Raw genomic sequence first — 15,159 nt, 5'->3', positions numbered from 1 at the left:
GCGGAGGCCGTAGCCGACGCTGTCGGAGCTGAGAGGGATGCCCAGGCGATGCAGCGCGGCCACCGCGAGCGCGGCGTTCCATGCCTGGTGCTCGCCCGCCAGCGCCATCGGATAGCCTAGCAGCGGTTCCTCCACGAACTCCAGCGGGGAGCGCTTTTCATTCGCCTCCTCCTCCAGCACCCGGCGCACGGCGGCAGCCTGGGGGGCGGAAATCGCCGGTTTCCCGCTCACGAAAATCCCGGCCTTTTCCGCGGCGATTTCCTCGATGGAATTTCCCAGATGCTGCATGTGATCCATGCCGACCGGGGTGATCACGCAGACATCCGCCGGCACCGCGGTGGTCGCGTCGAGCCGTCCGCCCATGCCGGTTTCGAGCACGATGATCTCGCACTCGCGGAGCCGGAACCAACGCATCGCCAAGGCCAGCGTGATTTCAAAAAACGTCGGATGCGTTTCCATCCGTTCGCACAAGGCGCGAAGCTCGGTGAGCATCGCGGCGCAGGCGTCTTCCGGGATTTCCTCGCCGTTCACCTTGATCCGCTCGCGGTAGTCGATGAGGTGCGGCGAGGTGAAAAGCCCGCAGCGCCGACCGCAGGCGCGGGCGATACTGTCGATCATCGCGCAGGTGCTGCCCTTGCCGTTGGTCCCGGCAACGTGGATGACTTTCACCCCGTGCGCCGGATAGGCGAGGAACTCCTTGAGCAACTGGCGCGGCCCTTCGAGCCCCAGCTTGAATCCAAACATCTGGGTGGCAAACAACCAGTCGATAGCTTCCCGGTAGCGCATGGTGACGCGGTCAATTCACTGCTCCTTGATCCAGAAATTCGCGAAATCAATCGCGGAGCCGTGGTGCTGGAGACCGATCGGACCCTTGGCCGGGACGCCGGGGAGTTGCGCGTTGTCGATGACCACGCGGCCGTTGAGCGAGACGCTGAGGCGGTCGCCCTTGAGAGTGATCATCGTGCGGTTCCACTCGCCGAGCGGGCGGTCCGCTTTGGTTTTGGGAGTCACGCCGGCTTTGACCTCGGCGGACATCTTTGGATCGGTGCGGTAGCCGTAAACCTCGCCGGAGCCGACGGTCCAGTTCCACAAATTCACCTGGCTCTTGGTGCTGCCGCGTAGGTAGATGCCGCTGTCTAACTCCTCGATCTCGCTCTTTCCGTTATGTGAACCGTCTGGCATCACGGTGGGCTGGGATTTCATCGGCCCGCGGCCGCTCCAGCGCCAATCGAAGACGAGGGTGCAGTCGCCGTATTCCTTTTCGGTCCAGAGATCCGCGGGCTCGCCGCGGCGGCCGCTGTGCTTGAGAATGCCGTTGACGACGGTCCATTCCGGGCTGTTGCCGTGCTTCCAGCCGTCGAGGTTCTTGCCGTTGAAAAGCCGGGTGAACCCGGCGGCCATCACGCCTTCGGTGTTAGCGGCTGGCGGGACTTCTGCGATCTCGATGTTGCGGAACGCGACGCGGTCGCCATGGCCGAGCCAGGCGATGTGGCCCGCGCGGCGCTTCACGCCCTGGTGATCCGGGTGGCTGGCCGCCAGCTCGTCGAGATTCACGCTGAGGATGGTTTCGCCGTTGAGCTCGACGGTCACGGCCGGGCCTAACACGCTTACCCGCTCGTGGTTCCATTCGCCCACGGGCTTGAGTCCGGTTTTTTTCGCCGGGGCCAGCGTGTAGAGCGAGCCGTGGAACTGGTATTCCTTGAGGTCCTTGTATTTCTCGGCGGTGTTGTCGAGGATCTGGAGTTCCATCCCGGTGTAGGCGCCGTCGCCGGTTCCCGGATAGTGAATGCCGAGTCCGTTGTTGCCGCCGGGTGGCAGCTTGAAATCGAAGTCGAGGACGTAGTTGGAAAACGTCTGCTCGGTCATCAGGTTTTTCCCCGCGGGAGTGCAGACGATTGCGCCGTCCTCGACGATGTATCCGCCGCCGATCCAGCCGCTCAGGTCCTTGCCGTTGAAGAGAGGGCGCATGACGGGAGCTTCCGCGGCGAAGCTGGCGGCACTGCAAACGAGGGCGGCGATGGGGGCGATTCGGGTGAGTGTTTTCATGAGGGTCAAAGGTTTCGAAAGCCGAGGATTGTTTCAGAACCGGGGAATGCCAAGGATCAATCGCAGCCGGGGCATTTCCGCTGCAGAGCTATTTCATCTGAAAGAGGCGCGAGCAGCTGACCCGCACTGGATAGGGCGGGATGACGGGAGCTGCGGTGCCTGGGACGCGCCGGATGCCAATGCTAGGTAAGATCCGGCGTCTCGCCATCATCCATCACCATCTGCCCGGCGATCCGGCCAGCGAGCAGCTCGCCGATATTTTGAACAAGGTGCAGAAGAAATACGGCAAGCTGGTGATCATCAGCCGGGTTGATTTCAAGGCTCATCCCGAGATCGCGAAAGCCCATGGAGTGACCAAGCCGCCGCATGTGATCATCATCTCCGGCAAGGAAAAGGTGTTCGAATTCCAAGGCCTTTGGAGCCAAGCCCAAGTGGAGCAGAAAGTGGACGAAATCCTCCGCGGCCTCAAGCGGATGACCAAGGATTGGCGGCCCGCGGTCCCTGGAATGAAGCCGGTCGGAGGTTAGGAATCGCCTCCCGGTCTTGTTTTGCCGCCGGGGCCCATGGGGATTTGACCTGAGACCGGGATCCTCCATCTTCCGCGCATCCCGCTCTTTACAAGCCGGATGATCCCTGCCACACACCTCGAAATTTAGCCGCCCGGCGGTTATTTCCCCACCTTCCCACGACCATGCCCAAAGACACCTCGATCCGGAAAATTCTCGTCATCGGCTCCGGCCCCATCGTCATCGGCCAAGGCTGTGAATTCGACTATTCCGGCGTCCAGGCGTGCAAGGCGCTGAAGGAAGAAGGCTACGAAGTCATCCTCGTGAACTCGAACCCGGCGACGATCATGACCGATCCGGAATTCGCGCACCGCACTTACATCGAACCGATCACGCCGGAGGTGGTGGAAAAAATCATCATCCGTGAGAAGCCCGACGCCCTGCTCCCGACGCTTGGCGGCCAGACGGCGCTCAACACCTCGATGTCGCTCTTCAAGTCCGGCACGCTCGACAAACACGGCGTCCGCATGATCGGAGCCAAGGCCGAGGCCATCGACATGGGCGAGGACCGCCAGCTTTTCAAAGAGGCGATGATCCGGATCGGCCTCGACATGCCGCGCTCCGGCATCGCCCACACGATGGAAGAAGCGAAGAAGGTGGCCGAGGAAATCGGCACCTTTCCGCTCATCATCCGCCCGGCCTTCACGCTTGGTGGCCAGGGCGGCGGCATCGCCTACAACCGCGAGGAGTTTGAGGAAATCATCCACCGCGGGCTCGATCTTTCGCCGGTTTCCGAAGTCCTCATCGACGAATCCCTGCTCGGCTGGAAAGAGTTCGAAATGGAAGTCATGCGTGACTGCGCCGACAACTGCGTGGTCATTTGCTCCATCGAAAACCTCGACCCCTGCGGCGTCCACACCGGCGATTCCATCACCGTCGCGCCGATCCAGACGCTCACCGACCGCGAATACCAGATCATGCGCGACGCGTCGTTCGCCGTCATCCGCGAGATCGGCGTGGAGACCGGCGGCTCGAACATCCAGTTCGCCACCTGCCCGAAAACCGGCCGGATGATCGTCATCGAGATGAACCCGCGGGTTTCCCGCAGCTCCGCGCTCGCCTCGAAAGCCACCGGTTTCCCGATCGCCAAGATCGCCGCCAAACTCGCCGTCGGCTACACGCTCGACGAACTGCCCAACGACATCACCCGCGTCACGCCCGCCTCGTTCGAGCCGACCATCGACTACGTGGTCACCAAAATCCCGCGGTTCACCTTCGAGAAATTCCCGACCGCGAACCCGGTTCTCACCACCTCGATGAAATCCGTCGGCGAGGCGATGTCGATCGGCCGCACGTTCAAGGAGTCCATGCAGAAATGCCTGCGCTCGCTCGAGACCGGCCGTTGGGGCTTCGGCTTCGACAAGAAGGACCCGCAAAACCCGACCCGCGACGAAATCGCCCGCAAACTGCAGATCCCCAATGCCGAGCGCATTTTCTGGCTGCAAACCGCCTTCGTCAACGGCTGGACGCTGGAGGAAATCTTCGACGCCACCGCCATCGACCCGTGGTTCCTCCGCCACCTCCAACAGATCGCCGAGGAAGGCATGCAGCTCGCCGAACTCGACCTGAAGCGCGCGAAAAAACTCGGTTTCTCCGACCGCCAGATCGCCATGGCCAAGGGCACCACCGAAGACGAGGTCCGCGCCGAGCGCAAAGCGAAAGGCATCGTCCCCGGCTACCGCCTCGTCGATACCTGCGCCGCCGAGTTCGAGGCTTACACGCCGTATTTCTACTCCTCCTACGGCGACGAGAACGAAGCCCGCCAGTCGGACAAAAAGAAAATCATCATCCTCGGCGGCGGTCCTAACCGGATCGGCCAGGGCATCGAGTTCGACTACTGCTGCGTCCACGCCGCCTTCGCTCTCAAGGAGCTCGGCTACGAGACCATCATGGTCAACTCGAACCCCGAGACCGTCTCGACCGACTACGACACCTCGGACAAGCTCTTCTTCGAGCCGCTCACGTTAGAGGACGTGCTCAACATCTGCGACCAGGAAAAACCCTTCGGCGTCATCGTCCAGTTCGGCGGCCAAACCCCGCTCAACCTTGCCGCCGACCTCGAGCGCCACGGCGTCCCGATCATCGGCACCTCGCCGAAATCCATCGAACAGGCGGAAGACCGGAAGTTCTTCTCCGCCCTGCTCGACAAGCTCAACCTCAAGCAAGCCGAAGCCGGCACCGCCACTAACGAGGCTGAAGCCATCGTCATCGCCAACCGCATCGGCTACCCGGTGCTCGTCCGCCCGTCCTTCGTGCTCGGCGGCCGCGGCATGATGATCGTTTACTGCGACACGGAGCTCACCCGCTACATGCGCGAAGCCGTCATCGCCTCGCCCGAGCGCCCCGTGCTCGTCGACCGTTTCCTCGACAACGCCACCGAAGTGGACGTCGACTGCATTTCCGATGGAGAAACCTCCGTGGTCGGCGCGATCATGGAGCACATCGAGCAGGCCGGCATCCACTCCGGCGACTCCGCCTGCGTGATCCCGTCGTTCTCGCTATCAGAATCGATCAAGGCGGAAATCACCCGCGCCGCCATCGAGCTCGCCCGCGAGCTCAAGGTCCGCGGCCTGATGAACATCCAGTTCGCCGTGAAGGACGAGCAACTCTACGTCATCGAGGTCAATCCGCGCGCCTCCCGGACCGTGCCGTTTGTGAGCAAGGCCACCGGCGTTTCCCTCGCCAAGCTGGCGGCGAAAGTCATGGTCGGCGAGAAACTAGCAGATCTCGGCTACACCCAGACCATCGTTCCGCCGCATTTCTCGGTGAAGGAAGCCGTCTTCCCGTGGAACCGTTTCCCCGGCATCGACATCGTGCTCGGCCCGGAAATGAAGTCCACCGGCGAGGTCATGGGCATCGACGCCGACTGGGGCATGGCCTACGCGAAGTCGCAGATCAGCGCCTTCAACCCGCTGCCCACCGAGGGCAACGTCTTCCTCTCCGTCGCCGATCTCGACAAGAACCGCGCCGTGCAAGTCGCCCGCGACCTCGTGGAGTTAGGTTTCAAAATCTTCAGCACCGGCGGCACCCACGCCCGCCTCATCGCCGAAGGCATCCCGAGCACCCGCCTTTTCAAGCTCGCGGAGCAGGCCCGCCCGAACGTCATCGACATGATGAAGAACCGCGAGATCCACTTCGTCATCAACACCCCGTCCGGCCACGAAGCCCGCGCCGACGAAGTCCAGATCCGCTCCACCGCGATCGCACAAAAGATTTCCCACGCAACCAACCTCTCCGCCGCCGAAGCCTCCGTGAAGGCGATGCGCTCGCTGAAGGACAAGGATTTCACGGTGAAGAGCATTCAGGAATATCACGCTTGAACGCCGGCGCAAGAGTGCGGCGGGGATGAAGCGGCGACCGGTGATCGCCGCCACGATTATGCGTTCATTTCCTCCCACCGCATCTCCTCGTCGGTGAAATATTTCACGCGGACTTTCTTGAATTCCCGGGTCGAGTAGAGCGCGTGGCGGTCGCTGATGCCGGTGGCTTCGGCGATGGCTTGTAGGGTTTGCTCGCATTCCTCCTCGCTCTTGCCGTGGACCATGGTGAAGAGGTTGTAGGGCCACTCCGGATAGCTCGGACGCTGATAGCAATGGCTCACGGCGCTGAAGCCGGCCATGGTTTCGCCGAGTTTGCGGAGCGCTTCGGGATCATCCTGCGGGCCGGCCCAGACGCCCATGGCGTTGGCGCCGAAGCCGGCTTTGCGGTGGTGGAGCACGGCGGCGAAGCGGCGCATCCGGCCGGTGGTTAGAAATCGCTGGTGCATCGCCGCGGCTTCTTCGAAGGAAATTCCGAGTTCGTCCGCCACCGCGACGAATGGCTCGGGAGTGATCGGAAGGTCGCGCTGCATCACGCGGACGAATTCGATTTCCTTCGCGGTGAGCGACCCGGCTTCCCGGCGGTTCGCCTCGGTGTAGGCGGGCGAGGATTGGTCGCCGGGTTTCGCGCCGCCCTCGACGTCGAAGCGCACGCCGATTTTGAAAAGCCGGAGTGTGGGCAGCAGGCGGGTGCTTTCCGCACCTGATAGGCGGTGGAGGAGGTCCACGGTTTTTTCCAGGCCGAGCGTGCTGGTGGGCGGCACGGCGATGGTGTACCAGAGGTTGAACTCGTGGTTTCGCAGGTAGTTGTGGCTGACTCCGGGGTGGGAGTTGATCACGGCGACGGCGGCATCGAGCTTCTCCGGCGCGATCTTCGCGGCCACCAGACTGGAGGCGTAGCCGAGGCTGCGCGTGTCGAAAATCGCGCTGATCTGGCGGATGACTTTTGCTTCCTTGAGCGCTTTCACCCGTATCAGAACCTCGTCCTCTGACAAACCGCAGCGTTTCCCGAGATCGGCGAAGGGCCGCGCGGTAAACGGCACGGTTTCCTGCAAAACTCCCAACAAGGCGGCATCGGTTGAATCAGTGGTGGCGTTCATTCCGGGCGGACCTTAATTCCCGAGCGAATGAACATCCACTCCGATTTCAGTGATTGCGCAACCTGGCGGGAAACCTTATACGGCACGCATGTCCATAAGCCGCGACCCCAACCACACGGGCCAGGCAAGGTATGCGTGGCGCGAAGTGGATCGCGCCGAACAGCCCAAACGCGTTGCGGATGAACGGATTACTGATTTCCACGAGATTTATTCGCTCTTCGATGAGGCGACGATCCGCGAGCAGGCCGCACGGTGCGTCCAGTGCGCCGCGCCCGCGTGCGTCGCGGGGTGTCCGTTGCACAATCACATTCCGGAATGGGTCGGCCTCGCGGCGGAGGGCCGGTATCTGGAGGCGGCCGGGATTTCGCGGCTAACGAGCAACATGCCGGAAATCTGCCCGCGCATTTGCCCGCAGGAGCGATTGTGCGAGGGGGCCTGCGTCATCCACGCTCCGGAGGAGCCGGTCTGCATCGGGGCGATCGAAAAATTCATCAACGAATACGCGCTGGCTCATGGCGAGGGCCGCGTCGCCTGCCTGCCTCCTAACGGGAAGCGCGTGGCGGTGGTCGGCTCGGGGCCGGGCGGGATGGCTTGTGCGGACGAGCTCTCGCAACTTGGATATGCGGTGACGGTGTTTGAAAGCCAGATGTTGCCAGGCGGGCTGCTGTTGTTCGGCATTCCGGCGTTCAAGCTGGAAAAGGAGGTGGTGGAGCGGCGGGTGAACATTTTGCGCCAGCAGGGCGTGGAGTTCAAAGTGGGCGTGACGGTGGGCAAAGACGTCACGCTGACGCAGCTCCAGGCGGATTTTTCGGCGGTCTATCTTGGGATCGGCGCGTTGCAGGCCAAGCCGCTGGACGTGGCGGGCGCGGCTTGAAGGGCGTGATCCAAGGGCTGCCGTTTCTCGCGCAGAAGAACGCGCCCATCGCGCTGGGGCTGCCGCCCGTCGAGGTGAAAGGCAAGCGCGTGGTCGTGCTGGGCGGCGGGGATTCGGCGATGGACTGCCTGCGCACGGCGGTTCGCTGTGGCGCGGCGGACACGGTTTGCGCGTATCGCCGTGACCTGGCTAACATGCCCGGTTCGAAGAAGGAATACGCGAACGCCTTGGAGGAGGGCGCCCGGTTCATGTTCCTGACAAACCCGATCTCGCTCGAAGGCAACGCCAACGGGGAGGTGACGGCCGTCTATTGCATGCGCATGGAATTGGGCGAGCCGGATGCCTCGGGCCGCCGCAAACCGCGCGCGGTGCCCGGATCGGAATTCACGTTGCCGGCGGACCTGGTGATGATCGCCTACGGTTTCGATCCGGTGCCGTTCCCGGCGGAGAGCGATCTATCACAAATCGAGGTGAACGACTGGGGCGCGACGAAGGTGGACGCCGAGCAGCGGACCAACATTCCGGGGGTGTTTGCCGGCGGCGATGTGGTGCGCGGTCCGAGCTTGGTCGTGCATGCCGTGCGCGATGGTCGCAAGGCCGCGGCCGGAATCCATCGCTATCTGGGCTGATTTTTCGCGAGCTTGCACTGGCGCGGGCGCATGAATGCGGCTATGTCGGGCATCGCCTCACGGCGAAATTTCCCCATGATTCCCGATCTCACACTCATCAAGGCCGGCACCGGTGTCCTCACGAAAGCGAACGACGGCACGCTCGACCGCGCCGCGCTTGTGCACCTCGTTTCGGCCATCGCCGCACTGGTGAACGCCGGCCACCGCTGCCTTTTCGTCTCGTCGGGCGCGGTCGGATCGGGCGTTTCCGCACTGGGCCTGAGCGAGTATCCGCAGGACACCGCCACCCGCCAGGCCTGCGCCGCGGTCGGCCAGGCAAGGCTGATGCAGACTTACAGCAGCTTGTTTGCAAACTTCGAAATCACCATCGCCCAAGTGCTGCTCACCGCGGGCGACCTCGGCACGCCGGAGCGCGCGGGTTACGTCTCGGACACGCTCGAGCGACTTCTATCCGAGCCGGGCATTTTGCCGATCATCAACGAGAACGACTCGGTCGCGGTCGAGGAATTGAAATTCGGCGACAACGACATGCTCTCCGTCCGCGTCGCGAAACTCGCCGGAGCCAAGCGCATCATCCTACTCACCAGCGTCGATGGTCTGCTCGATCCGGAAACCAACGAGCTCATTCCCGAGGTGACCGACATCGACAATGTTTTCCGCCACGTCCGCGAGGACAAGGGCCGCTTCTCGATGGGCGGCATGGCGTCGAAACTCGCCGCGGTGAAATTCGCCGTGGCCGCGGGCATCGAGACCCACATCGCCCACGGTCGCCACCCGGAGCGGCTGGCGGAAATCGTGGCGGGGCAGGGGATTTCGACCCGGTTTCACGCGGCCGCTGGCCCGTCAAATCCAGAGCGGGTGGATTGAATCCGCCGCCGATGAACTTGATTTCCACGCCCATCAGGCCTGATGCGGAAAGCATTCCGGCTGTCTCAGCCGGATCCGGAGGCTTCGCTCCCGACTGAGACCGTCGGGACACATTATTTCAGGCGGCGCACTTCCTCGGCGATGATTTTTAGCCCGTCTCTCACGACGGTTTCGTCCATCGCGTAGGACACGCGGATGCATTCGTGGCGGTGCGGCCAGTTTTCGTCCTCGTGGCCGAAGAAGAAATGCTGGCCGGGGATGACGAGGACCTCGCGTTTTTTCAGGCGTTCGTAGAGTTCCTGCGAGGTGATCGGCAGGCCGGGGAACCAGAACCAGAGGAACAGCGCGCCCTCGCTGCGGTGCATGAACCAGTCGATGTCGTCGCCGAACGCGTCCATCGCGGCCTGGCGGGCGAGCCGGCATTTTTCCTGGTAGAACGGGCGGACGACCTCGCGGCTGAGGCGCAGGATCTCGCCGGATTTGATCAGCGGCAGGGTGATTTGCTGGCCGATGTTAGGATTCGACAGGCCGGCGATGGCGCTCATCGAGCCGAGCGCGCGGATGATTTCCGGCGGGCCGATGACGATGCCGGTGCGGGTGCCGGGCAGGCCGAGTTTCGAGAGACTGAGCGTCAAAATCACGTGCGGCTCCCAGAACGGCGTGGCGTCGGCGAAGATGATGCCGGGGAAGGGCGCGCCGTAGGCGTTGTCGATGATGAGCGGGATGTTGTGTTGCTTGGCGATGGCGGAGAGGCGGGCGATTTCCTCGTCGGTGAGGACGTTGCCGGTGGGATTGGTGGGGCGGGAGGCGCAGATCGCGGCGATGTCGGGGGTGACTTCGAGCTGGTCGAAATCGACGCGGTATTTGAACTCGTGCGGGCCGGTTTTTTCAATCAGCGGGGTGACGGCGCGGAACAAGTCGCCGCTGGCACCCTGGTTCGCGTAGCCGATGTATTCCGGGACGAGCGGGAGCAAAATTTTGCGGCGACTGCCGTCGGGCATCGGTCCGGCGAGCAGGTTGAAGAGAAAATAAAAGGCGGTCTGGCCGCCGCTGGTGACGCCGACGTTTTCCGGGCCGAGCTCCCAGCCGAAGGTCTCACGGAAGAGCGTGGCGATGGCTTGGATGAAATGCGGGTTTCCGCCGGGCGGGTCGTAGGTGGTGAGCGCGCGCTCGAGGCCGCCCATTTCCTCCATCAGTTCGTGGAGCCGCCGCCGCCAGACGGCGTTGATCTCGGGAATGCGGGCGGGTTGGCCGCCGCCGAGCATTTTCAGGTCCGGGCCGCCGCTGGCGAGGGCGTGGCCGAGGTCGTCCATCAGCTCGCCGATTCCGCTGCCGCAGCCGAGGTGTTGCCCAAATTGTGAGAATTGGTATGACATATCCGGATGCCACGTTCTAGGATGCCGGCGAACTTCAAACAACCAACAAACCACCATGTCCATCAAAGTCGGCGACCAAGCCCCAGATTTCACCCTCGTCAGCAAAACCGCCAACGGCCCGGAGCTGGTCACGTTGAGCGAGCTTGTCGGCAAATCCAACATCGTCCTGCTGTTCGTGCCGATGGCCTTCACCGGCGGCTGCACGGCGGAGTTTTGCAGCATTTCCCAAGGGATTTCCGAGTATGACGCGCTCGACGCAAAGGTGCTCGGGATTTCCGGCGACAATCCGTTCGCACAGGAAGCCTGGGCGCAAAAGGAAGGCATCACGATCTCGCTGCTCAGCGACTACGAGCACAAGGTGACCGGGGCTTACGGCGTGGCTTACGAGCAATTCCTGCCCGCGAAGAACCTGATCATGGGCGGCGTGCCGAAGCGTTCGGCCTTCGTGGTGGATAAATCCGGCGTGGTCCAATACGCCGAGGTGCTCGAAAATCCCGGCGACATGCCAAACTTCGATGCGATCAAGGCGACCTTGCGCGCGCTCTGAGAAACCCGCGTATCTCATTTCAAAAAAGCCGCCGGGAGATTTTCCCGGCGGCTTTTTCATGCTCCTCTGGACAAGCGGCATGGAAACCTTCCAGATTAACGCACTTGAAACGCTTTTTCCAATCCGAGGCCGGCGCGGCGGTGCTGTGGGTCGTCTCCGCGATCCTGCTGGCCGCGGTGATTTCGCCGTGGCTCTACCAAGTGGGAAAGTGGTTCGGGGGAGTTTCCGCTGCTAGCGATTTGAACGCGCTCGCCGAGTGGTTGGGAAAGTCATGCCGCCGGGCGGATTTCGACCGGTATTTCAGCCGCGCGCTGGTGATTTCCGGGCTGGCGTTGCTGCCGTTTTTATTTCGCAGGATCCGCCGGATCCGGATCCGGGTCGGCACAGGCGCGGGCGGAGTGGCTGCGCGGCGGGTTTCCTGGCAATCCATGGTGATCCAGATCGCCGCGGGATGCGTCATCGCGGGCGGCATCTTGTGGGCGACGGGCGCGGTTCTGGAGACGTTGGGAGCATACGTCCCGGAGAACAAAGTGCCTGGCATTGGAAAGCTGGCGGGCGGGATTTTACCCGCGGCGATCGGGGCTTCGCTGTTGGAGGAATGGCTGTTCCGCGGGCTCCTGCTAGGTCTCTGGCTGAAATTCGCCAAACCGCTCGCCGCCTGTCTCGGCACCTCGCTTTTTTTCGCCTTCGTCCACTTCCTGCGGCCGCCGTCCGAGGCGGTCATCGCCGCACCCGGAGCGCCGCTGGCGGGCTTCGAGCTGTTGGGGAAAATCCTGCTTCATTTCACCGATCCGCGGTTTTTCATCACGGATTTCGCCACCTTGTTCGTCATCGGGATGATACTTGCGATTGCCCGCGTGCGGACCGGGGCGCTGTGGTTTTCAATCGGTCTCCACGCCGGTTGGATCCTCGCGTTCAAGTCGTTCAACATGATTTATAAATCCGTGCCCACGCATCCGCTGCGGCCGTGGGGCGTGGGCGACTCGCTGCGTTCCGGGGTTGTGCCGCTGCTCGCGCTCGGGCTGACCGCGGTGATTTGCCACTTTGTCTTGAAGCGCTTTGAAACGACGCGGACGCTAGGTTAGCCCCGCATCACGGTGACGGCGCAGACTTTTTGAAACCCCGCGCGGCGGAGGATTTTCGCGCATTCGTCCACAGTCGAGCCGGTGGTGAGCACGTCATCGACGAGCACCGCGCCCGCCGGGGATTGCTCGCTCCGGCGGCGTCCGGCGGCGGTGATGACGAAGGCCCCGCGGAGGTTTTCCAGTCGCTGCGAGCGGGTGAGCGCGGTCTGGTGCTCGGTGGCGCGGATCCGCCGCAGGGCGCCGATGACGGGCAAGCCGGTATGCGCGGATAGCACCCGGGAGATTTCCTCGGCCTGGTTGAAATGGCGGTGTTGCAGGCGCTTGCGATGCAGCGGCACGGGCACTAACGGCCAGTTTCCCGCGAGCGCCGGAGCCAGCCGGGGATCCGCGAACGCCCCGGCGGCGAGACGCCCGAGGTCCTTGGCCAGATGGAGTTCCCGGCCGTATTTCAGGCGGTGGATGATCTCCAGCACGCGCTCGTCGCGCACCATCGCCGGCCGCGCGAACTCGAAGGCGAACTTCAGTTTGCTGCAGTTCGGGCAGGCGAAGGGGCCTTCGATTTCCCCCGGAAACGGCTCGCCGCAGGTTTTGCAAAACGGCTCGACGAGTTGCGGCAAGTCGGCGTCGCAGGCATCGCACAAGGCCCGCCCTTCAGATAGGTTTTCCCGGCACACCGCGCAGAGCGGCGGATAGAGCAGGTCCAGCGCGCGGGACGCGAGTTTCCGCCAGCCGCGGATTTCAAGCCGGGGTGTCGGTGTCATCGGCGGGCGTTGTCAGATAGCTGGAGAGGACTCCGGCGATGAGGATGCCGGCGAGCGGAACCAGGCCTTGCGTGGGGGACGCGCCTGAGATCACCCACAGGATCGAGTCCGGGCGACTCGCCGCCATGGTCACACCGCCGAGGATCATGTTCGTGAAAATCCAGCCGGCATGAAGCCCGATGGGCAGGCACAGCGAGGCGGTCCGCCAGCGGGCGTAGGCGAGCACGCCGCCGAGCGCGAGCAGCGGGGTGAAGGTCCCCAGCACGACGCGCGGCTCGGAAAACTGCCCGGCGATTTTCCGCAACAACTCGAAGCCAACGCCCGCCGCGTCCGGGTCGGCCACGTGCAAGCCCGGCGGCGGATTGAGGAAATGGACGAGCGCGAAAAGCACCGCCGACATGCCGAGCGCGGCCGCGGGCCGCATCGCCCGCAGGAAGATCCCCATCGCGATTCCGCGGAACAGGATTTCCTGCAAGACCGCCAGCCCGAGCGCGGCCGCGAACGCCCGCAGCACGAGCTTCGGCACGCTTTCCCCCGGACTTTTCCACTCGAAAACTCCTGCCAGAACCATTACCCCGGCGATCATGAGAAACAGCGCGGTGACGAGCAAAAACCCGGTCACCCCTTGCCGCGTCCCGCGCGGATTGCTCGCCAGCCGTTGTCCGGCGGTGCGCGCCCTGGCGTTTTCCGGCAAGCGGAACGACCACGGATTTCCGCCTGCCCCCGCCTGTCCGCCGCGCAGCCATCGCATGAACGGCAGGAACAAAACCACCGCGAAAACCGCCAGGCTTGCCTCGAAAAACCCCGGAAAACCCGTCCTCTGGCAGATCCCCGCCAGCCACTCCAGCGGGCCGTTGGTTTGTTTGGTGGCGCAGATTTCCGCGATGGCCTTGCCGGCGTTGTAAAGCAGCGGGGCGGTCCACGCGCCTAGCAGCACCACGGCCGCGGCGTAGAGCCAAACTTTGAAGACATCGCTGGAAGCCTCGCTGCGCATGGGTGACATCTTGTCAGGGGTTAGATAAAATGAAAGCCTTGGATCGGTGATTTTACGATGGCGCGCGTTTCCCCCGGCTTTTAAGGTTCCGTCATGGTCAGCATCGAACCGATCGGAAACATCCGCAGCCAGTGGGGCGAAGGCCCGGTCTGGTGGCATGACGCGCTCTATTTTGTCGATATCGAGGGCCACCGCGTCCATCGCTTCGACCCGGCGGACGGCAGCGGGAAATCCTGGGACGTCGGCCAACGCGTGGGCACCGTGGTCCCTCGCGAGAGCGGCGGACTGGTCATCGCGGGCGATCACGGGATGTTTTTTCTCGATGAGGAAAGCGGCCTGCTCACCCCGATCGCCGACCCGGAACCGGACAAGCCGGACAACCGTTTCAACGACGGCAAGTGCTCGCCCGACGGCCGGTTTTTCGCCGGAACCATCAGCCTGGTGAAGAAAGCCGGCGACGCCCGGCTCTACCGGCTCGACCCGGATCTCACGCTCCACGAAGCCTTCGGCCCGGTCACGAATTCCAACGGCATCGCCTGGTCGGCGGACGGGAAAACGGTTTTTTACATCGATACGCCGCGCCGGGAGGTGCTCGCCTTCGACTACGAGAACGGCCACCTGCGGAACCTGCGCGGCGTGGTTTCCACCGCGCATCTCGACTCCTCGCCGGACGGAATGGCCATCGATTCAGACGGAAATTTATGGATCGCGTTTTGCCACGGCGCGTGCGTCGTTTGCTTCGATCCGGAGTCCGGCGCGGAGCTGCGGCGCGTCGAGCTGCCGTGCCTGGAAACCACCGCCTGCGCGTTCGGCGGGCCGGATTTGGCGGATCTTTACGTGACCACCGGCGTCCACAAATCGGTGGTCGAGGAGCACGCCGGGCGCTTGTTCGTGATCCGCGGGCTGGGGGTCCATGGACTGCCCGCGAACGCCTTCGCGGGTTGAGGCTCCGGCGGTTTTTGGAAAAAACCGGGAGCATGGATCGTTATCGTGATGT

At 63.4% G+C, this 15,159-nt stretch carries 14 protein-coding genes; 8 read left to right on the top strand and 6 right to left on the bottom strand.

Annotated features, from left to right (window positions below; genetic code table 11):
* Both AC4DF4_RS01455 and AC4DF4_RS01450 read right to left on the bottom strand, forming a co-directional pair.
* Positions 1 to 786: bifunctional folylpolyglutamate synthase/dihydrofolate synthase (locus tag AC4DF4_RS01455; protein ID WP_490046331.1), on the bottom strand; the 786-nt coding region annotated here is incomplete at its 3' end.
* A gap of 15 nt (positions 787 to 801) precedes the next feature.
* A complete protein-coding gene (locus AC4DF4_RS01450; RefSeq protein ID WP_490046330.1) occupies positions 802 to 2,046 on the bottom strand; it encodes a 3-keto-disaccharide hydrolase in 1,245 nt (414 codons plus the stop codon).
* A 179-nt stretch (positions 2,047 to 2,225) separates the two neighbouring features.
* Here AC4DF4_RS01450 and AC4DF4_RS01445 point away from each other — a divergent pair, with 179 nt between their 5' ends.
* Together AC4DF4_RS01445 and carB are read left to right on the top strand one after the other, a co-directional pair.
* Complete coding sequence (locus AC4DF4_RS01445) at positions 2,226 to 2,573, top strand: thioredoxin family protein (protein WP_490046329.1); 348 nt, start codon at positions 2,226 to 2,228, stop codon at positions 2,571 to 2,573.
* Between the two features lie 164 nt (positions 2,574 to 2,737).
* Positions 2,738 to 5,932: a carbamoyl-phosphate synthase large subunit gene (gene carB / locus AC4DF4_RS01440; protein WP_490046328.1), complete on the top strand. Its 3,195-nt coding sequence runs from the start codon at positions 2,738 to 2,740 to the stop codon at positions 5,930 to 5,932.
* 56 nt (positions 5,933 to 5,988) lie between these two features.
* Here the strand turns inward: carB and ahbA are convergent, their stop codons facing one another.
* Positions 5,989 to 7,029, bottom strand: coding sequence for a siroheme decarboxylase subunit alpha (gene ahbA, locus AC4DF4_RS01435; protein WP_490046327.1), 1,041 nt, complete (start codon positions 7,027 to 7,029; stop codon positions 5,989 to 5,991).
* Positions 7,030 to 7,117: 88 nt separating this feature from the next.
* Here ahbA and AC4DF4_RS01430 point away from each other — a divergent pair, with 88 nt between their 5' ends.
* From AC4DF4_RS01430 to proB, 3 genes are all read left to right on the top strand, one after another.
* Positions 7,118 to 7,903: an NAD(P)-binding protein gene (locus AC4DF4_RS01430; RefSeq protein ID WP_490046326.1), complete on the top strand. Its 786-nt coding sequence runs from the start codon at positions 7,118 to 7,120 to the stop codon at positions 7,901 to 7,903.
* A gap of 5 nt (positions 7,904 to 7,908) precedes the next feature.
* On the top strand, positions 7,909 to 8,532 hold the full coding sequence (locus AC4DF4_RS01425) for an FAD-dependent oxidoreductase (RefSeq protein ID WP_490046332.1): 624 nt from the start codon (positions 7,909 to 7,911) through the stop codon (positions 8,530 to 8,532).
* Between the two features lie 75 nt (positions 8,533 to 8,607).
* Positions 8,608 to 9,399: a glutamate 5-kinase gene (proB, locus tag AC4DF4_RS01420; RefSeq protein ID WP_490046325.1), complete on the top strand. Its 792-nt coding sequence runs from the start codon at positions 8,608 to 8,610 to the stop codon at positions 9,397 to 9,399.
* Positions 9,400 to 9,512: 113 nt separating this feature from the next.
* Here the strand turns inward: proB and AC4DF4_RS01415 are convergent, their stop codons facing one another.
* Positions 9,513 to 10,775, bottom strand: coding sequence for a valine--pyruvate transaminase (locus AC4DF4_RS01415; protein ID WP_490046324.1), 1,263 nt, complete (start codon positions 10,773 to 10,775; stop codon positions 9,513 to 9,515).
* Positions 10,776 to 10,830: 55 nt separating this feature from the next.
* Between AC4DF4_RS01415 and AC4DF4_RS01410 the strand changes: the two genes are divergently transcribed.
* Both AC4DF4_RS01410 and AC4DF4_RS01405 read left to right on the top strand, forming a co-directional pair.
* Positions 10,831 to 11,322 (top strand): redoxin domain-containing protein, encoded by a 492-nt coding sequence (locus AC4DF4_RS01410; protein ID WP_490046323.1) that lies wholly within the window; start codon positions 10,831 to 10,833, stop codon positions 11,320 to 11,322.
* A gap of 104 nt (positions 11,323 to 11,426) precedes the next feature.
* Positions 11,427 to 12,407 (top strand): CPBP family intramembrane glutamic endopeptidase, encoded by a 981-nt coding sequence (locus AC4DF4_RS01405; protein ID WP_490046322.1) that lies wholly within the window; start codon positions 11,427 to 11,429, stop codon positions 12,405 to 12,407.
* Here AC4DF4_RS01405 and AC4DF4_RS01400 read toward each other — a convergent pair.
* A complete protein-coding gene (locus AC4DF4_RS01400) occupies positions 12,404 to 13,168 on the bottom strand; it encodes a ComF family protein (RefSeq protein WP_490046321.1) in 765 nt (254 codons plus the stop codon). The two genes, AC4DF4_RS01405 and AC4DF4_RS01400, sit on opposite strands and share 4 nt — an antisense overlap.
* Positions 13,146 to 14,171, bottom strand: a complete 1,026-nt coding sequence (locus AC4DF4_RS01395) for a CPBP family intramembrane glutamic endopeptidase (RefSeq protein WP_490046320.1) — start codon at positions 14,169 to 14,171, stop codon at positions 13,146 to 13,148. Before AC4DF4_RS01395 ends, AC4DF4_RS01400 begins: the two co-directional genes overlap by 23 nt.
* A gap of 84 nt (positions 14,172 to 14,255) precedes the next feature.
* On the opposite strand from AC4DF4_RS01395, the gene AC4DF4_RS01390 reads away from it, so the two are divergent.
* Positions 14,256 to 15,107, top strand: coding sequence for an SMP-30/gluconolactonase/LRE family protein (locus tag AC4DF4_RS01390; protein WP_490046319.1), 852 nt, complete (start codon positions 14,256 to 14,258; stop codon positions 15,105 to 15,107).
* Positions 15,108 to 15,159 lie beyond the last annotated feature (52 nt).

The sequence above is a fragment of the Luteolibacter sp. genome, assembly GCF_058122085.1.
Note: the sequence above shows the minus strand (reverse complement) of the source record. Positions and strands in the feature narration are given on the sequence as shown.